This window comes from Sphaerisporangium sp. NPDC005289, assembly GCF_040607455.1.
In the GTDB taxonomy this organism is placed as follows: Bacteria; Actinomycetota; Actinomycetes; order Streptosporangiales; family Streptosporangiaceae; genus Sphaerisporangium; species Sphaerisporangium rhizosphaerae.
On the sequence record NZ_JBEXGS010000018.1, the window covers coordinates 135,906 to 152,812 of the forward strand.

Consider the following 16,907-nt stretch of genomic DNA (forward strand, 5'->3'; position numbering starts at 1 on the left):
CAGCGGTCACCACGGCAGCGGTTCCAGGTCACGCGAGATCCTGCGCCAGGCGGCCAGGTCGGCGATGTGCGGATGATCGTCGCCGAGCGCCTTGCGCATCGCGTGCAATACCCGTTCGCGGCACTGGCGCGCTTCCGCCGTGCGTCCCACGGCGTTGAGCGTCATGGCCAAGTTGGCCTCGCAGACGAGCGTGTCCGGATGTTCGCCACCGAGGATCTCACGCAGGCGGGCGAGCGTGCGGCGGTCCATCGCCTCGGCAGCCGGTTCAGCCAGCTCCGCCAAGCAGCTCGCCAGGTTGATCGCCGCCAGCAGCGTCATGGGGTGGTTCTCGCCGACCTGCTCCGCGAGACCCGCGAGGGACGCTTCCGCGAGCCGTCTCGCGTCCGGAAGGTGGCCCAGTTCCCGCTGGTAGGAGGCGATGTTGTTGACGCAGGCCAACGTGTACGGGTGGTCGGCCCCCAGGGTGGCGGTGAAGTGCCGCATGACATCGGAGGCGCGTTCGTGGGCGGCCGCGGTCTCACCCATCGTGGCGAGGCAGGAGGCGAGTTCCAGACGGCACAGGAGCGTCTCAGGGTGGGCGTCGCCGTAGTGCTGGACGTAGCTGTTGTGGGTCTGTTCGATCAGCTGGTGGGCCTCTGCCTCGGCGCCGTTCCGGCGCAGCGAGGTCGCGAGGCTGGTGGCGGTGCGCAGGGTGTCGGTGTGGCCCTCGCCGAGCACCTGGCTGTAATGCGCCAGGTTCACCCGTGTCGTATCCACAGACTCGGTGAGATGCCCGAGCTCCCGCAGGTCACGTCCCAGGTTGGCGATGGTATTGAGAGTGTTGAGGTGCAGTTCACCGCTCACTTGGTGCCGACGGCGCACGATCTCCTGGTCGAGTTCCCTCGCCCGGGCGAAGTCGCCGGTGAGCCGTAGGCTGATTCCGAGGTTGTTGGCGGCCGACAAGGTGCGGTCGTGATCATCGCCGAACAGGTCCTTGACCCGCTCATAGGTCTGACCGTCCCAGTCGAGGGCTTCCTGGAATTTGCCGAGCGTCCGCAGGTCGGCGGCCAGGCTGCCGGCGGTCATCAGCGTGTAGGGATGCGACTCGCCCAGTTCTCGTGTCTGCTGGGTCAGCACCTCGGTGTCCACCAGGTGCGCCTCGGCGTACCTGCCCATGGAACGGAGGGTATTAGCGAGGTGGAACCGCAGGTGGACGGTCTGGCGGTCGCCTGTGCCGAGCTTGATGTTCCACACCTCCTCAAGCCTGTTGCCCAGGTCCAGGCTCGCCTGGAACTCCCCGCGTCTCCATAGGTAGCGCACCCGGTCGATGAGCAGGCGGCGGGTTTCCTCCTCGTCGCACTCGGCCGCCTTGGAAGGAACGAGGTGCGGCCAGATCTCGTCGTAACGGGGCCAGTTCTTGGGGTTGTCGACCTCGCCCACCCGAGGACGGGCGGCCACCAGGACGCGGTGCACGTCGTGGACGGTCGTCTCCCGCTCTTCGGCGTTCATCCTGTCGCGCACGACGGCCTGGATGAGCCGGTGCACCTGGATGGAGTTGTCGGCAAGGTCCACACGGGCGAGGGCGTATCGGCCCAGCTGGCGGATCGCCGGGCCCAACATGACCTTCTCCCGCATCGCGTCGTCGTAGGGGACGAGGCACTCCACCATCGCGTCGCTGTGGAGCATGTACAGCGAGACCGGTTCGGGACCGAAGAAGGCGAGCAGTTCCAACAGGCGCACCGACGCTGGCGACTGCTGGCGGAGCCGTTCGAAGGACACGTTCCAGGTCGCGGCGACGGGAGTGGGGTAGTCGGCAGGCTGCTCACCGATTTTCAACATCTCGGTGAGCTGGCTGAGGTACTGCTCGGGCGGCATGCCGGTCTGCTCCAGCCACGCACCGGCCTGCTCGATGGCCAGGGGCAGGTCACCGAGCGCGTTTGCCACCTTCGCGGCGTCCTCCACGTCGAGCCCCGGCGCGCGCCGGCGCAGGTGCTCGATGCTCTCCTCGCGGGTGAAGACGTCCACCTCCAGGGGATCGGCCACCCGTGACCAGGCGGGATTGCGCGAGGTGATCAATATGTGCCCAGGACCGGTGGGCAGGTAGGGCTCCAGTTCCTTGGGGTCGTCCGCGTTATCAAAGATCAACAGCCACCGCGAGTACGGCCGGCCCATGCGCAGAGCCTCCCGGGCGGCCTTGGCCGCCTCGGCGACACTGTCACCCACCCGGACGCCGAGTTTCTCCGCCAGGTCCGCCATCTCGGGGTTGATGAGTTCCAGATGTTCTGCGGCGATCCACCACACCACGTCGTAGTCGGCCATGAACCGGTGGGCGTACTCCAGGGCGACCTGCGTCTTGCCGACGCCGCCGAGTCCGAAGAGCGCCTGGGGGAGGACCACGGTCGTGCTGTTGCCGACGATCTGGTCGCGGAGCTGCTCCAGGACGGCGTTGCGGCCGGTGAAGGCGGCGTTGCGATTCGCGACGTTCCACACGGGCGGTCGGATGCCCGGGAAGCGGGGACCTGCCGGCGCGGGGTCCTCCATGCTCTTGGCGCTCTGCGGTGGCCGGCCCAGCACACGCAGCAGCGCCTCGACGGCCTGCGACTCGTTGAAGCGGGTGAGATCGACGGTCGGGCGGTCGCCGAGCGGCGGGCCCATGCGCACGTCGGCGACCCGCACCGTCACGACCTTGGAGCGCGGCCCCTTGGGTTCGGCGGCCGTCGCCGGCTTCCACAACGTGAGCGGCTGCATGGAGCGTATGTACGCGGCGGAGACCACGGCGACGACGTGACGAGAGGTCGGGGTCTTCTGCTGGGCCGACTCTGAAGTGTTCGCCGCGTTGTCATGGTCGTGCCGCACCACCTCAAGGCCGGACAGCTCCAGCACGGAGGCGATCCAGTCGGCCCACATGCGGTCCTCGGGCACGTAGCTCAGCAGGACCTCAGCCGGGGAGGTGGCCGGCCTGCGGACGAAGGTCTCACGGACGGTCAGCCGAAGATCCTCGCGCAGCGTGGGAAGGGAGGCGATCTCCCCTCGCGTGATCATGCTCACCAGGCGCTCGAAAGCCGCCAGCAGGGAGGTCGGGGATCCCGGCGCGTCACCGAAAGCGGCCAGCGTCTCCTCGTAGGCGTAGAAGGGCTTGTAAGGAATCTCGACCGAGCCCCAGTAGTGGCGCAGGTCGTCGGGGGTCATGCCTTGGGGGAAACCCTCGAACCGGCGCTTGGCGAGATCGCGGCCCGCGTCCAGTTTCTCCTTCTCACCGTCGTCGATGCGCATGGGGACGGGCAGGATGCGGATGTCGCGGTTGCGGTAGCGGGTCTTGATGGTCTCCGCGACCGCCGACGCGCCCTCGATGCTCTGGTCGCTCAGGGTGAAGCAGACCACGACCGTGTCGGGCAGGTGGACGGTGCAGATGTCGGCGATGTCGCTGAGGCCGGTGCGGCTGTCGATGAGGATGTAGTCGTAATGGGCCTTCATGTCGGCGCGCAGCGCGTCGAAGAACTGGCCGCCGCCCAGCCGGGTGTAGAAGTTGTCCCAGTCGAAGCTCGCGATCAGGGAGGCGTAGTCGCGGTTCTGGCGGCCCGCCGAGACGAAGTCGATCGTCCCCTCACCAGGGAAGTCGTCCCACTCGAGGGACACCGCGTGGCGTTGCACTCGCGCGTAGTCCAGATGCCAGTCGGTCGGGCGCGTGCCAGCATTGAGCGTCGCCAGCGAGTACTCGTTGATCATGTCGATGATGCCGGGGGTGCCGCCGACGCTGTCCGCGTCGAGGAAGGGGTGGAAGAACTTGTGGAGGCCGGGCGATTCGAGGTCCCAGTCGAGGATGAGCACTCTCTTGCCGTTGCTCGCCAGGATCCACGCCGTGTTCGCGACGGCCATCGTGCGGCCGGTTCCCCCCTTGTAGGAGTAGAACGTGATGATGTGGCCCTCGGGGGCGTCACTCATGGCTGAGCCTCCGCGTCGGTTCCGTTGTACGGGGACTGGGGACCTTGCAGCCTCGGGCGCTCCATGGACGCGCGCCCTCCAGGCGGGTACGTCGGTGCGCGCCGGAGAAAGTGGTGTATCGCCGTCCGCACCATCTCTGGGACCGCTTTACAGAACTGGTCGAACGTAGAGATGTCGTTCGCGACCGACCGCTGGACCGGGTGTCCCTCGCTGAGCTTGTGCTCCAGAATCGCTCCGAGGTGCCGCTGCAACCGGTGTTCGGCCTCCGTGGTCTGCGCATCGCTGTGGTTGATCGGCACCATCACGGTGATCCAAGGCTTGTCACCCTGGTCGAGGCGGCGCAGTGGCTCCTGGTACTTCTCCGAGACGGTGGCCCAGCTGTCCACCAGGATCAGCCCCGGGCTCGTCGGTGAATCGTCACCGAAGAGATGGTCATAGTGGTCGTCGATGGATCCCACATCGGCGCGGAAGCCGAGATTGCGGATCAGTTCGACGGCGTGTTCGGCGAGCGGCCTGCCGATCTCCGGGCGGTAGGGGTTCCACTCTTGCGGGGTGTGTCCGTAGTGGTATGGCTCGCGACCTTCTGGCAGGTTGTGGATGTCGGGCGCGACCACGGTGACCTTTATGCGATGGCCGCCGGCCCGGGAGGACTCGAAGGCGTCGAACGCGCTGCGGAGCGAGTCGTAGTCGGGCGGCGCGGTCGGCGCGAGCCGGGTCGACTCCCCGACTTCGACGATGCGGCGCGCGAGGTTGTAGACGGCCATGTCGTAGGCGCTGCGGTACTGCCTGAGTTTCATGATGCCGTAGAAGCCGTGCTCGATATACCTCGGTCCTAGGCCGGCATGGTTGAACTGAATGGACCGCGCGACCTCGGGGAGCTCTTCGGGTGGTACGGGAACCCAAATGGCGGGGATGATTGTCTCTGCCTTCTCCCAGCCGCGTGCACGATGGTACAGAATCCGCTCGGAAAAGGCAGTCCACTCCTTGCCGCACTGCTCGCTTTCGAAGTAGCGCTTGGAGTAGAGGGGGACGAAGACCCTGCAAGTCGCCAGGCCCTTGGCGAGCCGGTCAGGCCAGTAGCTACCTGAGTGAAGCTCGCGATCCATGAATCCGGGCTTGGAACCGTGATCGAGGCCGCTCAGGACCATAACATGGCGGCACAGGTCGGTGAAGAGCTTCTCCACCCATTGATCGGGATCATAGCGATCATTAGCGTCGTGCCGCGGAGTATGCGCGTAGCTCAGAAAGAAGTAGGGGCCAGCTTGTATAGCATCTGACACTTGCAGACGCACCTCCAGCCCATGCCCCGCGGGAACCACGACTATAGAATGGCAGGCTAGGTGGGAACAATGACGACGGGCAATCTCGCCGGAGAAAATCACCACGCCATGTTTATGTGTCACACCGGAAACGGGGTATCGGCCTGCCGTCAACGGCTCTTTGAGGGCTGCGGGATCGTCTTACGGTATGCCGATCAGACGGGCAACCGGCATGCGGGAAGCCGGCCGGCGTCCAGAGGTGTCTAGTGTCCCGCGCCTAAAATTCGTCGGCAAAGTCTAGAGTGGTGGCATGGCGCGGACGGGACGACCGAAAACTCCGGTGACCCTCTCCGATGAGGAGCGGATGACGCTGGAGCGCTGGGCGAGGCGAAGTAAGTCCTCGCAGGTGCTGGCGATGCGATCCAGGATCGTGCTGGCGTGTGCGGCCGGTATGGACAACATCGAGATCGCTGCGGAGTTGCGGGTGCATCGGGACACGGTGTCCAAGTGGCGTACTCGGTTCGTCCGGCTGAGGTTGGAGGGGCTGATGGACGAGCAGCGGCCGGGCCGGCCGCCGTCCATCAGCCTGGATCAGGTCGAACAGGTCGTGGTGGCGACGCTGGAGCAGACACCGGAGAACGCCACTCACTGGTCGCGCACCTCGATGGCCGAGCGCAGCGGGCTGTCGAAGTCGACGATCGGGCGGATCTGGCGGGACTTCGGGCTCAAGCCGCATCATGCAGGCGCCTTCAAGCTGTCGACCGACCCGTTGTTCGTGGAGAAGGTCGTCGATGTGGTCGGGCTGTATCACAACCCGCCCGAGCGGGCGGTGGTGCTGTGTGTGGATGAGAAGTCCCAGATCCAGGCGCTGGACCGCTCGCAGCCGGTGCTGCCGATGATGCCGGGCATGCCCGAGCGGCGGACCCACGACTATGTGCGCAACGGGATCACCAGCCTGTTCGCCGCGTTCAATGTCGCCGACGGTTCGGTCATCGGCGAGCTGCACCGCCAGCACCGCGCTGCCGAGTTCAAGAAGTTCCTGGTCACGATCGACAAGACGGTGCCCGCCGAACTGGATGTCCACCTGATCTGCGACAACTACGGCACGCACAAGACCCCGGCGATCAAGGCGTGGCTGGCGCGTCATCCCCGGTTCCACATGCATTTCACCCCGACCGGCTCCTCGTGGATCAATCAGGTCGAACGGTGGTTCGGCTTCCTGACCGACCAGCTGATCAGGTGGAGTGTCCACAAAAGCGTCCAGTCTCTGGAGAAGGACATCCGCGCCTGGATCGCTCAGTGGAACGACGATCCGCGTCCGTTCGTGTGGAAGAAGACCGCAGAGGAGATCCTTGAATCCCTCGCCCGATATTGCCGACGGATTTCCGGCGCAGGACACTAGGAGTATCCGGCGTTGACGCTGCGCGACCATTCGACCTTATGCGCTGCGGCGGCCTCCCGCGCTTCTCGCGCGGCGGCGGCGGATACGGGTTCCGCCAGCCAGGGCCGGACCGTCTCGCGCATGATGCCGATGAACTGCTCACCGAGCTCGGTGAGCGCCCCCGAACCGGCGAGAGTCCCGATGGCCTCGACGGTCAGTGCTCGCCAGCGCGCGAACGCGACGGCCGCGCGGTGAGCGGCCCCATCGCGATCGAGAAGGCGCCGCACCCGCCAGAAGTCGGTCACGGCGAGATGGGCGTAAGTGCCCTGGAGTAGCCCTTCGAGTGGGCGAGGGTCCCTGCGCCAGGGGGCGTAATAGAGGCCGGTGTCCTTGGGGTCGTACAAGCTGTGGATGTCGAGGATCGCACCCATCTTGACGTGCTGGAATTCGTGGATCAGCAGCAGCGCCAGCGAAGTCGCGTTCCCGGGGAGCGCGACGGCCACGGCGCCGAAGGCGTCGCGGGCCGTAGAGCTGATCTCGGAGCCGCCGGGGTGCGGCGCGAGGGGGATCAGGGTGCCGAGCCCGGCCGCCAGAGCCGGTGCGTACACAGCATGATCGCGCTGGATGAGCTCCCACGCCTCACCGAACATGGTCGCCCAGCGGTCGAACTGCCGGTCGTCGAGCCGCTCGGCCGGCGGATACTGGTGGCAGTCGCGGTACAGGTCGACGTCGTCCAGCGCCACGGTCAAACCCTCTGTCACCAGGTGACGCACCGGCGACCACGCTGGGCTGTCGCCGGGGGCGTCGAGGTCGACGAACCAGCCGCGACCGCCGGTGCGGACGCTGAAGCGTCGCTCGCCGGTCTCGATTGTGGCCTCGGTGGCCCCGCCGACGTCGAGGCGGCCGAGTGAAGGCAGATGGAGCAGGCCGCTCCGAACGGGCACCCGCAGGACGGCCCGGACCCCGGCGCGGATGGCGGCGACGGTGGCGAACGCTGACAGGTGACCGTCGTCGATGTCGCCCTTGAGGCATCGCATAGCCCACACGCGCATGTAAGGGTGAGCCAGCGTGGCATCGAGCACCGACCGGGCTTCGCTGTCGATCAGCGTGAGCAGACGCCAGGCGTCCAATGAATCAGACGCGCCGCCCACACTGGCGAGGAGGGTTCGGCGCAGACTCTGCTGTCCCTCTTCGAGTCTGGCGATCGACTCGGCGCTCCCGTGACCGAAGGCCAGTTCGATGAAGACGGACGAGGGGAGGCTGTGCGTGGCGCGGTCGATCGCGCGCACCGTGTTCTGGATATGAGTGATCAGCCGCAGCAAACCGGCACAGTAGACGCTTGGGTTGAGGAACCCGGAGCCGGTGCGGTAGCGGTGCGCATAGAGACCGCCGCCGCACGAGGAGACGACCGGGCAGTTCTGGCACTGCTCGCCGAGGCCGTCCAAGCCGGTCTGGCGGGCAGTGATGCCGGGGTGGGCGGCCACGACGTCGAGTGCGTGCCGTTTGATGTCCAAACCGGTCGCCGGGGCGCCGTCGAAAGCGGTCTTGAGGGAGTCGGCTTGCTCGTAGGAACCATCGGTCTCGATCACCACGAGATCGCTCGGTTCGAGCCCGAGGGACTCCGTCAGGCTGCTTTTGTTCGCCAGAGTGCGCAGTGCCGACTCGAACATGCGGACGCTCATCGGCCTGCCGTCGGCCAGCCACTGGTCGAAGATCTGTATGAGCCAGTCGCCGTACGCTGCGGGGTCACCGGGAGGCGGCTGGTCCCAGGTGGCGTGCGGGAGCAGGAAGTCCACCCGGGGGGGCTCGAGTTGTGCCAGCGCCTCGTAGACAGCGACGGGGTCGTTGGCGATGTCGATCGTGCAGAGCAGCCCAGAGTACAGGCTCGGATATCGCTCTCTCAGCAGGGTGACGGCACGGATGACCTTGTCGTAGCTGCTGCGGCCGTCGGCGTACTTGCGGTGACGGTCGTTGGCTATCCGATCTCCGTCAAGGGATATGCCGACCTTGACGCCCCGTGAGGCGAAGAGATCGCAGAACTCGGCATTGAGGAGGACGCCGTTGGTGTGGATCTTCAGTTCCAGCTCGCAGACGCCGTCGAGTGAGCGCGCCAGCTTGTCGGCGAGGCGGCCAAGTCGTCCGACTCCGGCCAGCAACGGCTCGCCCCCGTGCAGAACAACGCTGACGCGGCTCAGCCGGTGCCGCCGTGCGTGCTCGGCGATCCTGTCGGCGGTCGACCCCATCGTCTCGTCGGACATGACGATGGGTCGCCTCCGCCAGCTTTGGTCGGCGTGCTCGTACATATAGCAGTGGTCGCAGGCAAGATCACAACGACTGGCGATCTTGATGACGAATTGCCGAAAAGGGAGGGCAAGCTGACTCACGAGAATGGCTAGATCGAGGACTGGAATGCGGCGGCGCTCACTCCATTGACCGACGGGTCCGGAAGAATGTGGCCGAGCAGGCCGGCCTTCGCCAGCGTCCCCACTCTGGAGAGGGGCATATGCAGTATGTCGATCTGATCTGTGGTGCTTCCCGACTTGGTGTCCCTGGACACATTGTTCATAAGACTATCCGTCCATATCAAGCTGGATTGAATAAATCCAGGGGTCAAAGCTAGAGAGTAATCACCCCGTCGCTCTGAGTACGACCTTACATCGGGATCTCTTCCCTTGGTGTCGCCCTAGGTGGCATGACATTAGGGGATGCAGTCGCTCCGTGCCCAGGTCTTTACCTCGGGTCGGGGGATTTTTGTCGACGATAGGGGATGCACTGGGGGGCCTTTAGTTAGAAAGATCACGTTTGGGAGAGTTATCCCGTCGTGCGTAGCCCGTCCCGGTTGTCGGTTGAAGTAAGGCCGTACGCACTTTGCGTTGATCGTCTCCTTGTGGTGTGGAGGATTGATCGGACTGTGCCGTACCGGCGGGACTCCCGGCGTCACCCTCCGACTCTAGGTTGTGAGCGGCGATCGCGCCGCCCCTTTTGGTTGAATTATCGGCTCATCGAACAAAGGGGTGAAAGGGCAGGCTGAGACGTGATGTGAGAACGCGGCGGTTAAGGATCGGAGATCATCGCATTGGTGTCGCGCCGTTATTCCAAGATCTTATGCATGGCTCCATTCCCCCTTGACAGAGGGGAGGGTACAGGCTGCAGTGGTTAGGTGGTGGCCAGTAACCCGGAGACGGGGTTTCCGGCGCTTTATCGCGCCGCCGACCGAGGTGCCATCGTGGGACAGCGCAGGCTGCTGACCGCGACGGGAGTACGTCTCACATCGCTGGTGGTCGCGGCGGTGTTCGGATCGTTCTCGCTGACGGCCGGGCGGGTCGACGCCGCGGCGCTCGTCGCTGCCGGGGCTCTCGCCACGGCGCTGGTCACCGAGGTGTACCTGCTGACCGCCCGACCCGACCGGCAGTGGTACGAGGCTAGGGCGGCCGCCGAGTCGGCCAAGACGCTCGCCTGGCGTTACCTCGTCGGTGGAGCGCCGTTCGGGCGGGACGGCGATGAGAGGAGCGGCGGCGATAGCGGTGGCTCCGGCGGTAGTCGCCCAGGCGATGGCGAGGTCCATGTGGACCTGCTTCTGCACCAGCGCTTCTCCGAGCTCACGAGAGGTATCCACGGGTTCGCCCCCGTGCCGCCGATGGAGGAGGAGTCCCAGGTCACAGCGATGATGCGCGAGATCAGGGCCCTGTCGCTGGAGGAGCGCAAACAGCACTACATGACGGGCCGGATCAACGAGCAGCGCACGTGGTACGGCGCCAAGGCCCGCTACCACGACCGCCGCGCGTCGCAGTGGTCGGTCGCGCTGGCGGCGCTGGAGGCCGTCGGGCTGATCGCCGCCATTCTCAACGCCGACCAGGTGATCGACATGGATCTGCCGGGCATCGTCGGTGCCATCGCCGCCGCCGGCATCGCCTGGCTCCAGACTCGCCAGCACCAGCAGCTCGCCACGTCGTATTCCATAGCCGCCCTGGAACTGAGCGATATCGTGTCGCGGGTGGAGTGGCCTCGGACGGAGACTGAATGGGCCCATTTCGTGGACGAGTCCGAGGAGGCCATCGCCCGTGAACACATGCTGTGGTGGGGCTCGCGGAGCTGAGGAGGATCGTTCGCGGGCGGCCCAACCCGCGGCCGCGCCCGTGCTGGACCATGGCGGCCTCCACCGTCCCGCCCCCCGTCCGCCGGTCAACGGCCGCAGCAGCCCCGCCATGAACCCGTCCGGCGGTGGGGGAGACACGCGGCGGCGCATCGCGATCTCCGGGCATCGGGGGTTGCCGGCGTCCACCGTCACGCTCGTCGAGAAGGCCATTCGCGGCATCCTCGCCCGGCACGCGCCCGAGATCAGAGGGGTGTCCTGCCTGGCCGACGGGGCCGACCAGATCTTCGCGAGGGCGGTCGTGGACCTCGGCGGGACGCTGGAGGCGGTCGTCTGCTCGCAGCGCTATCGCGAGGACCTCCCCCCGGACTCTCTGGACGAGTACGACACGCTCATGGGAGCCGCCGAGAAGGTGCACCGACTGGGGTACGTCGAGTCCACCGGCGAGTCGCATATGGAGGGCAGCAAGCTCATGCTCGACCTGGCCGAGGAGCTGTACGCCGTCTGGGACGGCAAGCCGGCCCGCGGCTACGGCGGCACGGCCGATGTGGTCGCCGAGGCGCGCCGGCGCGGCATCGAGGTCCATGTCATCTGGCCCGACGGCGCCCGCCGGGAGTAGCCCATCGTGTGCCGGTGCCGGTGCCGGTGCCGGTGCCGGTGCCTGTGCGGGTGCGGGTGCCTGTGCGGGTGCGGGTGCGCGTGCTGGTGCCGGGGCGCAAGACCGAAGCCGGGGGAGTGGGCCGGTGGCCCGAGGCCGTGGGCCGGTGGCCCGAGGCCGTGGGCCGGTGGTCCGAGGCCGTGGGCCGGGAGCGTCGCGGTGCCGGAACTCGCAATCTGTACCTGACGCTGGATGACAGGTATGCCGTCCACGATGGACCCATGACCACGAAAGCGACTCTCATCGCCACGACCATCGACTGCGCCGAGCCGAAGAAGCTCGCCGAGTTCTATGCCGCGATCACCGGCTTCGAGGTGCAGTACGCCGAGGACGAGTACGCCGGCATCGGGGACGGGACGACGAGCCTCTACTTCGGCCGGGTCCCCGAGCGGGAGCCGGCCGCCTGGCCCGGGCCGGGCAAGCAGTTCCACCTGGACTTCCGCGTCCCGGACGTCGGCAAGGCCGTCCAGGAGTACCTCGAACTCGGCGCCACCAAGCCGGACTTCCAGCCCGGTGACGGCTGGGTCGTCCTGGCAGACCCGGAGGGGCACCTGTTCTGCGTCTGCCCCGAGCGCTCCTGAGGCCGCGGCTCGCCGGCCCGTCGCGGGTTCACGGGCGGCGGCCGGTCGCGGGTTCACGGGCGGTGGGCCGGTCGCCCGCTCGTCGGTGGTGATCCGATTACCGGGGCCTTCTTTGGGCAGCGGTAGTCGCCATGTCCGAGAAGCACCATCGGAGCGCCGGGGACGGTGCGGGCGGCGGCCGGGCCACCCCTGTTCATGGGGCAATGGGGCGATCGACAACCGCGTTCCAGGTATTTGTCCTTAAGCTGGCGGGGTGCTCCCTCTGATGACCCCACATGTGCTTCCCGCTGCCCGAGTCCTGCCCGGGGCCGCGTCATGATCTGGCTCGGCGTGTCGATCGCGCTGGTCGGCGCGCTGGGGTACGCGGGAGGCGCGGCCCTGCAGCAGTACGAGGCCGTCCACGGGGGGGCCAACCTCAAGCTCGTCCGCAGGCCCCGCTGGCTGATCGGCGGGGTCATCGGCCTGCTCGGCGCCGGCCTGCACGCCGTGGCGCTGAGCTTCGCCCCGCTCGTGCTGATCCAGCCGGTCAGCGTGGCGACGCTGGTGTTCGCCGTTCCCCTTGCGGCGGTGCTGCACGGCAGACGTCCGCACAAGGCGGAGATCCTCGGCTCGATTGCGGTGGCCGCCGGGCTGCTGGGGCTCATGCTGCTGATCCCGCAGAGCAACACCCGCCCGGTGCTTTCCACCCCGGCGGCGCTGGCCTTCCTGGCGGTGGTGGGCGTGGTGGTGGCGGTGTGCAACTTCGCGGCACGGCGCGCCAAGGGCGCGTCGAAGGCGCTGCTGCTGTCGGTCGGCGCGGGGTCGGTGACCGCCTCGGTCTCCACGTTCGTCCGCGTCGTGGGCGGGGGGCTGGGCGGCGACCTGTCGCGCCTGGTCCACTGGTTCACGGTCGCGATCCCCGTGCTCCTCGTCTGCGCCATCGTGCTGCTGCAGAGGTCGTACGCGGTGGGGTACTTCGGCATCGCCTACGCCGGGGTGCAGGTGGTGGACCCGATCACCTCGGTGATCGCGGGGGCGGTGCTGCTCGGCGAGCCGCTGCCGACCGGCGTCGGAGACGTCATCCCGGCCATTCTCTCGGCCGCGGTGCTGATCACGGGAACGATCACGCTCAGCCGTCTCACGCCCGAGACCACCCAGGCCGTCACCCCTCCGCACGCCGAACTACCCGTCCCCATCTCCACCCGCGCCGGCGTCCGCTAGAAACTCCACCCCGCCGATGTGCGCCGGCGCTCGGGCTGAGCGGGTCAGGCGGGTGGGCGCCAGGTGAAGACGTCCTGGAACTGGCGCAGGGTGAGGTCGTCGCCGAGGCGTCCGGTCAGGGCCATGGCGGCATTCCTGGCGCGGACGGCCAGGGGGTTGGACCACCGGGTCACGCGGCAGATGGTGCGCGACCTGCGCATGATGGTGCTGGTGCGGCGCAGCCGGGCGGCGGTGTAGGCGGGGAGGTCGCTCGCGAGGTGGGCCAGGATCACCGCGTCCTCGATCGCCTGGCAGGCGCCCTGGCCGAGGTTCGGGGTCATCGCGTGGGCCGCGTCCCCGAGCAGTGCCACCCTGCCGGAGTGGAAGGCGGGCAGGGGAGCGGCCAGGCAGCGGATGTCGTGCCGCAAAATCGTCTCCTCGCGGGCCGCCTCGATCAGCCGGGGAATCGGGTCGTGCCAGTCGCCGAACAGCCTCAGCAGCTCGGCCTTGCGCGTCCCGGCGTCCCCGCCGCCCTTGTCGTGGTGGTTCGCGCTCGTGCCGCTCGGCGGGACGGGGGCGGTGGCGTAGGAGTACACCCGGCCGCCGGCGAGCGGCGTGATGCCGAACACCTGGCCGCGCCCCCACGACTCGCTGCCGCGGAACTCGCCCTCCGGCCGGTCGGCCAGGAGCCGCCAGCTCGTCACGCCGGCGTGCACAGCACCCGGGTGCCGGGGGAACAGCGAGCGGCGGACGGCGGAGTCGATGCCGTCGGCCGCCACCACCAGGTCGGCCCGCAGGTCGCCGGCGCTGGTGGAGACCCTTCCGTCCTCAGGGCCGACGCCGTGGACGTCCGTGCCCAGGCGCAGCGCGCCGGACGGCAGCCGGCGCGCGAGCAGGTCGACCAGCGTGGCGCGGAGCAGGATCACCGTCGGCTCGCCGAACCGCGCCAGCGCGGCCTCGGCGCTGGTGCGCAGCAGCCACCGGCCGTCGGGGGTGCGGATGCCCGCCTCGCCCTGGAGCGCCGCCAGCGCGCGCACTTCGTCGCCCACGCCGATCGTGTCCAGGGCCCTGAGCGCGTTGGGCGCGATGGCGAGGCCTGAGCCGACCGGTTCGATCGACGGCGCTCGTTCGCACACCGTGACCGACCAGCCCTTGCGGGCGAGCGCCACGGCGGCGCTCAGGCCGCCGATCCCGCCGCCGATCACTACGGCATGGGACATGTACCCTCCTTCAACTACACCTGTAGTTACGTTACTACACGTGTAGTCTGGGCCCATGCGCAGGGAGGAACTGATCGCGGAGGCGGCCATAACGCTGCTGGTGGAGCGGGGGATGCGCGGCCTGACGCACCGCGCCGTGGACGAGGCCGCTGGTCTGCCGCTCGGCTCGACGTCCAACCTCGCGCGCACCCGCGCCGCGCTCCTCGCGCTCACCCTCGCCCGACTGACCGAACTGGAGGAGGGGTACTTCACCGCCGTCCCTCCGACGGTCGGCGCGCCTTCGGGTTCCGGTGTGATGGGGACGCCGGAGGAGCTCGCCGAGCTGATGGCGGGCCTGCTCCACCGTCAGCTCACCGAGGGGCGGCGTACGTCGCTCGCCCGCTATGAACTCGCCCTGGAGGCCACCCGCCGTCCTGAACTGCGCCAGGTGTACGACGCGGCGGGGCGCCGTTTCCGCGAGGTGGCCACGGCCGTGCTCGCCGCGGCCGGCTCCCGCGACCCCGTACGGCACGGCGGGCAGCTTGTCGCCTTCGCGGAAGGAGTGCTGTTCGACGCGATCGCGGGCGCCGGAGCCGTCCCCACGCCCGAGGACCTGCGCGCGGGGATGCGGGAGCTGCTCCGCGGCATGCTCGCCTGAGCCCCGGCACGACGTCGGCCCACGGACCCGTACGCCTGAGCCCCGGCACGACGTCGGCCCCGCGGGCGCTCGCGCTTCTGTCGATCTTCGCGTGCCGTCGTTCCCTGTGTGGGGCGGCGAGCTGCGGCCCGGGCGGGTCGTCAGGGGCGGTCGAGGGCTTGTTCGAGGCGTTCCCGGTGGGCGGGCCATTCGTCGTCGAGGATGCTGAAATGGACCGTGTCGCGCCAAGTGCCGTCGGGGCGCCGCCGGTGCCGGCGCAGCGTGCCCTCGTACACGCCGCCGATGCGCTCGATGGCCCGCTGTGAACGGGTGTTGAGGACGTCGGTCTTGAGCAGGACGCGGTTGTGACCGAGCTTGTCGAAGGCGTGGCCGAGCAGCAGCAGCTTGCACTCGGTGTTGACGGCCGTGCGCCAATAGGCTCTGCCGTACCAGGTCCAGCCGATCTCCAGGCTGTCGTCGAATCCCGGCACGTCGCCCAGGGTGGTCGAGCCGATCGGCTCGCCGGTCCGGCGCAGGATGACGGCGAACGGCACGATGCCCGGGTTCTCGATCAAGGACTGCGCGACCCGCAGCATGTCCTGCTCGGTGCGGGGCGTCGCCACCGGCAGCCAGCGCCAGACGTCGTCGTCGCCTCCGCCAGCGGCGTGCAGGCCGGCGATGTGCTCGGGGCCGAGCGGCTCCAGGCAGACGAAACGGCCGGTCAAGGTGGTGGGATCGGGCATTCTCGCGGTCATGCTGTGAAGTGTGGCCGCCGGAGTGGCCTGGCCGACAGGGCCACCGGGGGCGGATTCCCGGAGACCACTTGGCGGCGGGGCGTCCGACTCTAGGCTGAAGGCCTGGACCGGCGGGGCACGGGCCGTCCGCACGCAGGACGAGGGTCGCGCGCGGCGAGGTCCGGCGAGCGGTCGACAGGCATACCGTCCGGTCGGTACGCTCCAGGCACTGGGACGACTGGGGAGCGCGATGTCCGCACAGATCGACACCGGCCCGCCGGGTCTGGATCTCGGCCGCCTGCGAGACCATCTCGGCCGGCACGGGCTCGCCGAGGGCGGCCTGGCCGCCGAGGTCATCCACGGAGGCCGGTCGAACCTCACCTATCTCGTGCGCGACGGCGGGCGCCGGTTCGTCGTCCGCCGCCCGCCGCTCGGGCACGTCCTGGCCACGGCGCACGACATGGGCCGGGAGTACCGCGTGATGACCGCGCTCCGCGACACCGGAGTCCCCGTGCCGCGCACGTACCACCTGTGCGAGGACCCCGAGGTGATCGGGGCGCCCTTCTACGTCATGGAGTACGTCGAGGGGGGCCAGCCCCCGGCGACGCCGGCCATCGAGGCCGAGCTGACCGACATCCTCGCCCGGCTGCACGCCCTCGACCCGGCCGCCGTCGGGCTCGCCGACTTCGGCCGCCCTGAGGGCTTCCTGGAGCGCCAGGTCAAGCGGTGGAAGCGGCAGCTCGACGCCTCCCGCAGCCGCGAGATCCCCGGCATCGACGACCTGTACGACCGCCTGGCGGGCGCTGTGCCGCTCACCCAGCGCCACGCGATCGTCCACGGCGACTTCAAACTGGGCAACACGCTGATCGCCGGCGGCCGGGTGCGGGCCGTGCTCGACTGGGAGATGTCCACCCTCGGCGACCCGCTCACCGACCTGGCCCTGTTCCTGCTGTACGGCGACTTCGCCGCGCTCGACACCGGCGGCCGGCCGGAGGCGGGCACGGCCCTGGTCTCCGCCGCGCCCGCGCTGGCGGAGCGGTACGCGGCCGGCGCGGGCCTGGACGTCACCGGGCTCGGCTGGTACCTGGCCTTGGCCTGCTTCAAGCTCGCGGTGATCGCCGAGGGCATCCACTTCCGCTACACCCAAGGGCTGACCGTCGGAGAGGGCTTCGGCGAGATCGGCGGGCACGTCGCGCCGCTCGTGGACCACGGGCTGCGCGCGCTCGCGTCCCTGGAAGGCTGAGGTCACGTGCCGCAGATGGACT

Annotated in this window: 12 protein-coding genes; 7 read left to right on the top strand and 5 right to left on the bottom strand. The window is 68.6% G+C overall.

The window, feature by feature from the left end:
* Nucleotides 1-6: 6 nt before the first annotated feature.
* Together fxsT and ABZT47_RS28070 are read right to left on the bottom strand one after the other, a co-directional pair.
* A complete protein-coding gene (gene fxsT / locus ABZT47_RS28065) occupies nt 7-3,921 on the bottom strand; it encodes an FxSxx-COOH system tetratricopeptide repeat protein (protein WP_354848296.1) in 3,915 nt (1,304 codons plus the stop codon).
* Nucleotides 3,918-5,324 carry a TIR-like protein FxsC gene (locus ABZT47_RS28070; RefSeq protein WP_354848298.1) on the bottom strand — a complete coding sequence of 469 codons (1,407 nt, stop codon included), beginning with the start codon at nt 5,322-5,324 and terminating at the stop codon, nt 3,918-3,920. Before ABZT47_RS28070 ends, fxsT begins: the two co-directional genes overlap by 4 nt.
* Nucleotides 5,325-5,490: 166 nt before the next feature.
* On the opposite strand from ABZT47_RS28070, the gene ABZT47_RS28075 reads away from it, so the two are divergent.
* On the top strand, nt 5,491-6,582 hold the full coding sequence (locus ABZT47_RS28075) for an IS630 family transposase (RefSeq protein WP_354848301.1): 1,092 nt from the start codon (nt 5,491-5,493) through the stop codon (nt 6,580-6,582).
* Here ABZT47_RS28075 and ABZT47_RS28080 read toward each other — a convergent pair.
* Nucleotides 6,579-8,945, bottom strand: coding sequence for an FxsB family cyclophane-forming radical SAM/SPASM peptide maturase (locus tag ABZT47_RS28080; protein WP_354848303.1), 2,367 nt, complete (start codon nt 8,943-8,945; stop codon nt 6,579-6,581). The genes ABZT47_RS28075 and ABZT47_RS28080 overlap by 4 nt on opposite strands.
* Before the next feature lie 776 nt (nt 8,946-9,721).
* On the opposite strand from ABZT47_RS28080, the gene ABZT47_RS28085 reads away from it, so the two are divergent.
* The 4 genes from ABZT47_RS28085 (at nt 9,722) to ABZT47_RS28100 (ending at nt 13,093) form a co-directional block, all read left to right on the top strand.
* Nucleotides 9,722-10,657, top strand: a complete 936-nt coding sequence (locus ABZT47_RS28085) for a DUF4231 domain-containing protein (protein WP_354848306.1) — start codon at nt 9,722-9,724, stop codon at nt 10,655-10,657.
* Nucleotides 10,658-10,766: 109 nt separating this feature from the next.
* On the top strand, nt 10,767-11,273 hold the full coding sequence (locus tag ABZT47_RS28090; RefSeq protein WP_354848309.1) for a hypothetical protein: 507 nt from the start codon (nt 10,767-10,769) through the stop codon (nt 11,271-11,273).
* Between the two features lie 260 nt (nt 11,274-11,533).
* Entirely contained in the window at nt 11,534-11,893 is a 360-nt protein-coding gene (locus ABZT47_RS28095; protein WP_354848312.1) for a VOC family protein, read from the top strand.
* Between the two features lie 315 nt (nt 11,894-12,208).
* Nucleotides 12,209-13,093 (top strand): DMT family transporter, encoded by an 885-nt coding sequence (locus ABZT47_RS28100; protein ID WP_354848314.1) that lies wholly within the window; start codon nt 12,209-12,211, stop codon nt 13,091-13,093.
* 44 nt (nt 13,094-13,137) lie between these two features.
* On the opposite strand, the gene ABZT47_RS28105 is transcribed toward ABZT47_RS28100, so the two are convergent.
* The gene (locus ABZT47_RS28105) at nt 13,138-14,292 is read right to left on the bottom strand and encodes an FAD-dependent oxidoreductase (protein WP_354848317.1); all 1,155 of its coding nucleotides are present in this window, start codon (nt 14,290-14,292) and stop codon (nt 13,138-13,140) included.
* 55 nt (nt 14,293-14,347) lie between these two features.
* On the opposite strand from ABZT47_RS28105, the gene ABZT47_RS28110 reads away from it, so the two are divergent.
* Nucleotides 14,348-14,929, top strand: a complete 582-nt coding sequence (locus ABZT47_RS28110) for a TetR/AcrR family transcriptional regulator (protein WP_354848319.1) — start codon at nt 14,348-14,350, stop codon at nt 14,927-14,929.
* Between the two features lie 140 nt (nt 14,930-15,069).
* Here ABZT47_RS28110 and ABZT47_RS28115 read toward each other — a convergent pair whose 3' ends face one another.
* Nucleotides 15,070-15,663, bottom strand: coding sequence for a GNAT family protein (locus ABZT47_RS28115; RefSeq protein WP_354848322.1), 594 nt, complete (start codon nt 15,661-15,663; stop codon nt 15,070-15,072).
* A 229-nt stretch (nt 15,664-15,892) separates the two neighbouring features.
* Here ABZT47_RS28115 and ABZT47_RS28120 point away from each other — a divergent pair, with 229 nt between their 5' ends.
* A complete protein-coding gene (locus tag ABZT47_RS28120) occupies nt 15,893-16,885 on the top strand; it encodes a phosphotransferase family protein (RefSeq protein ID WP_354848325.1) in 993 nt (330 codons plus the stop codon).
* The last annotated feature ends 22 nt before the right edge of the window (nt 16,886-16,907 follow it).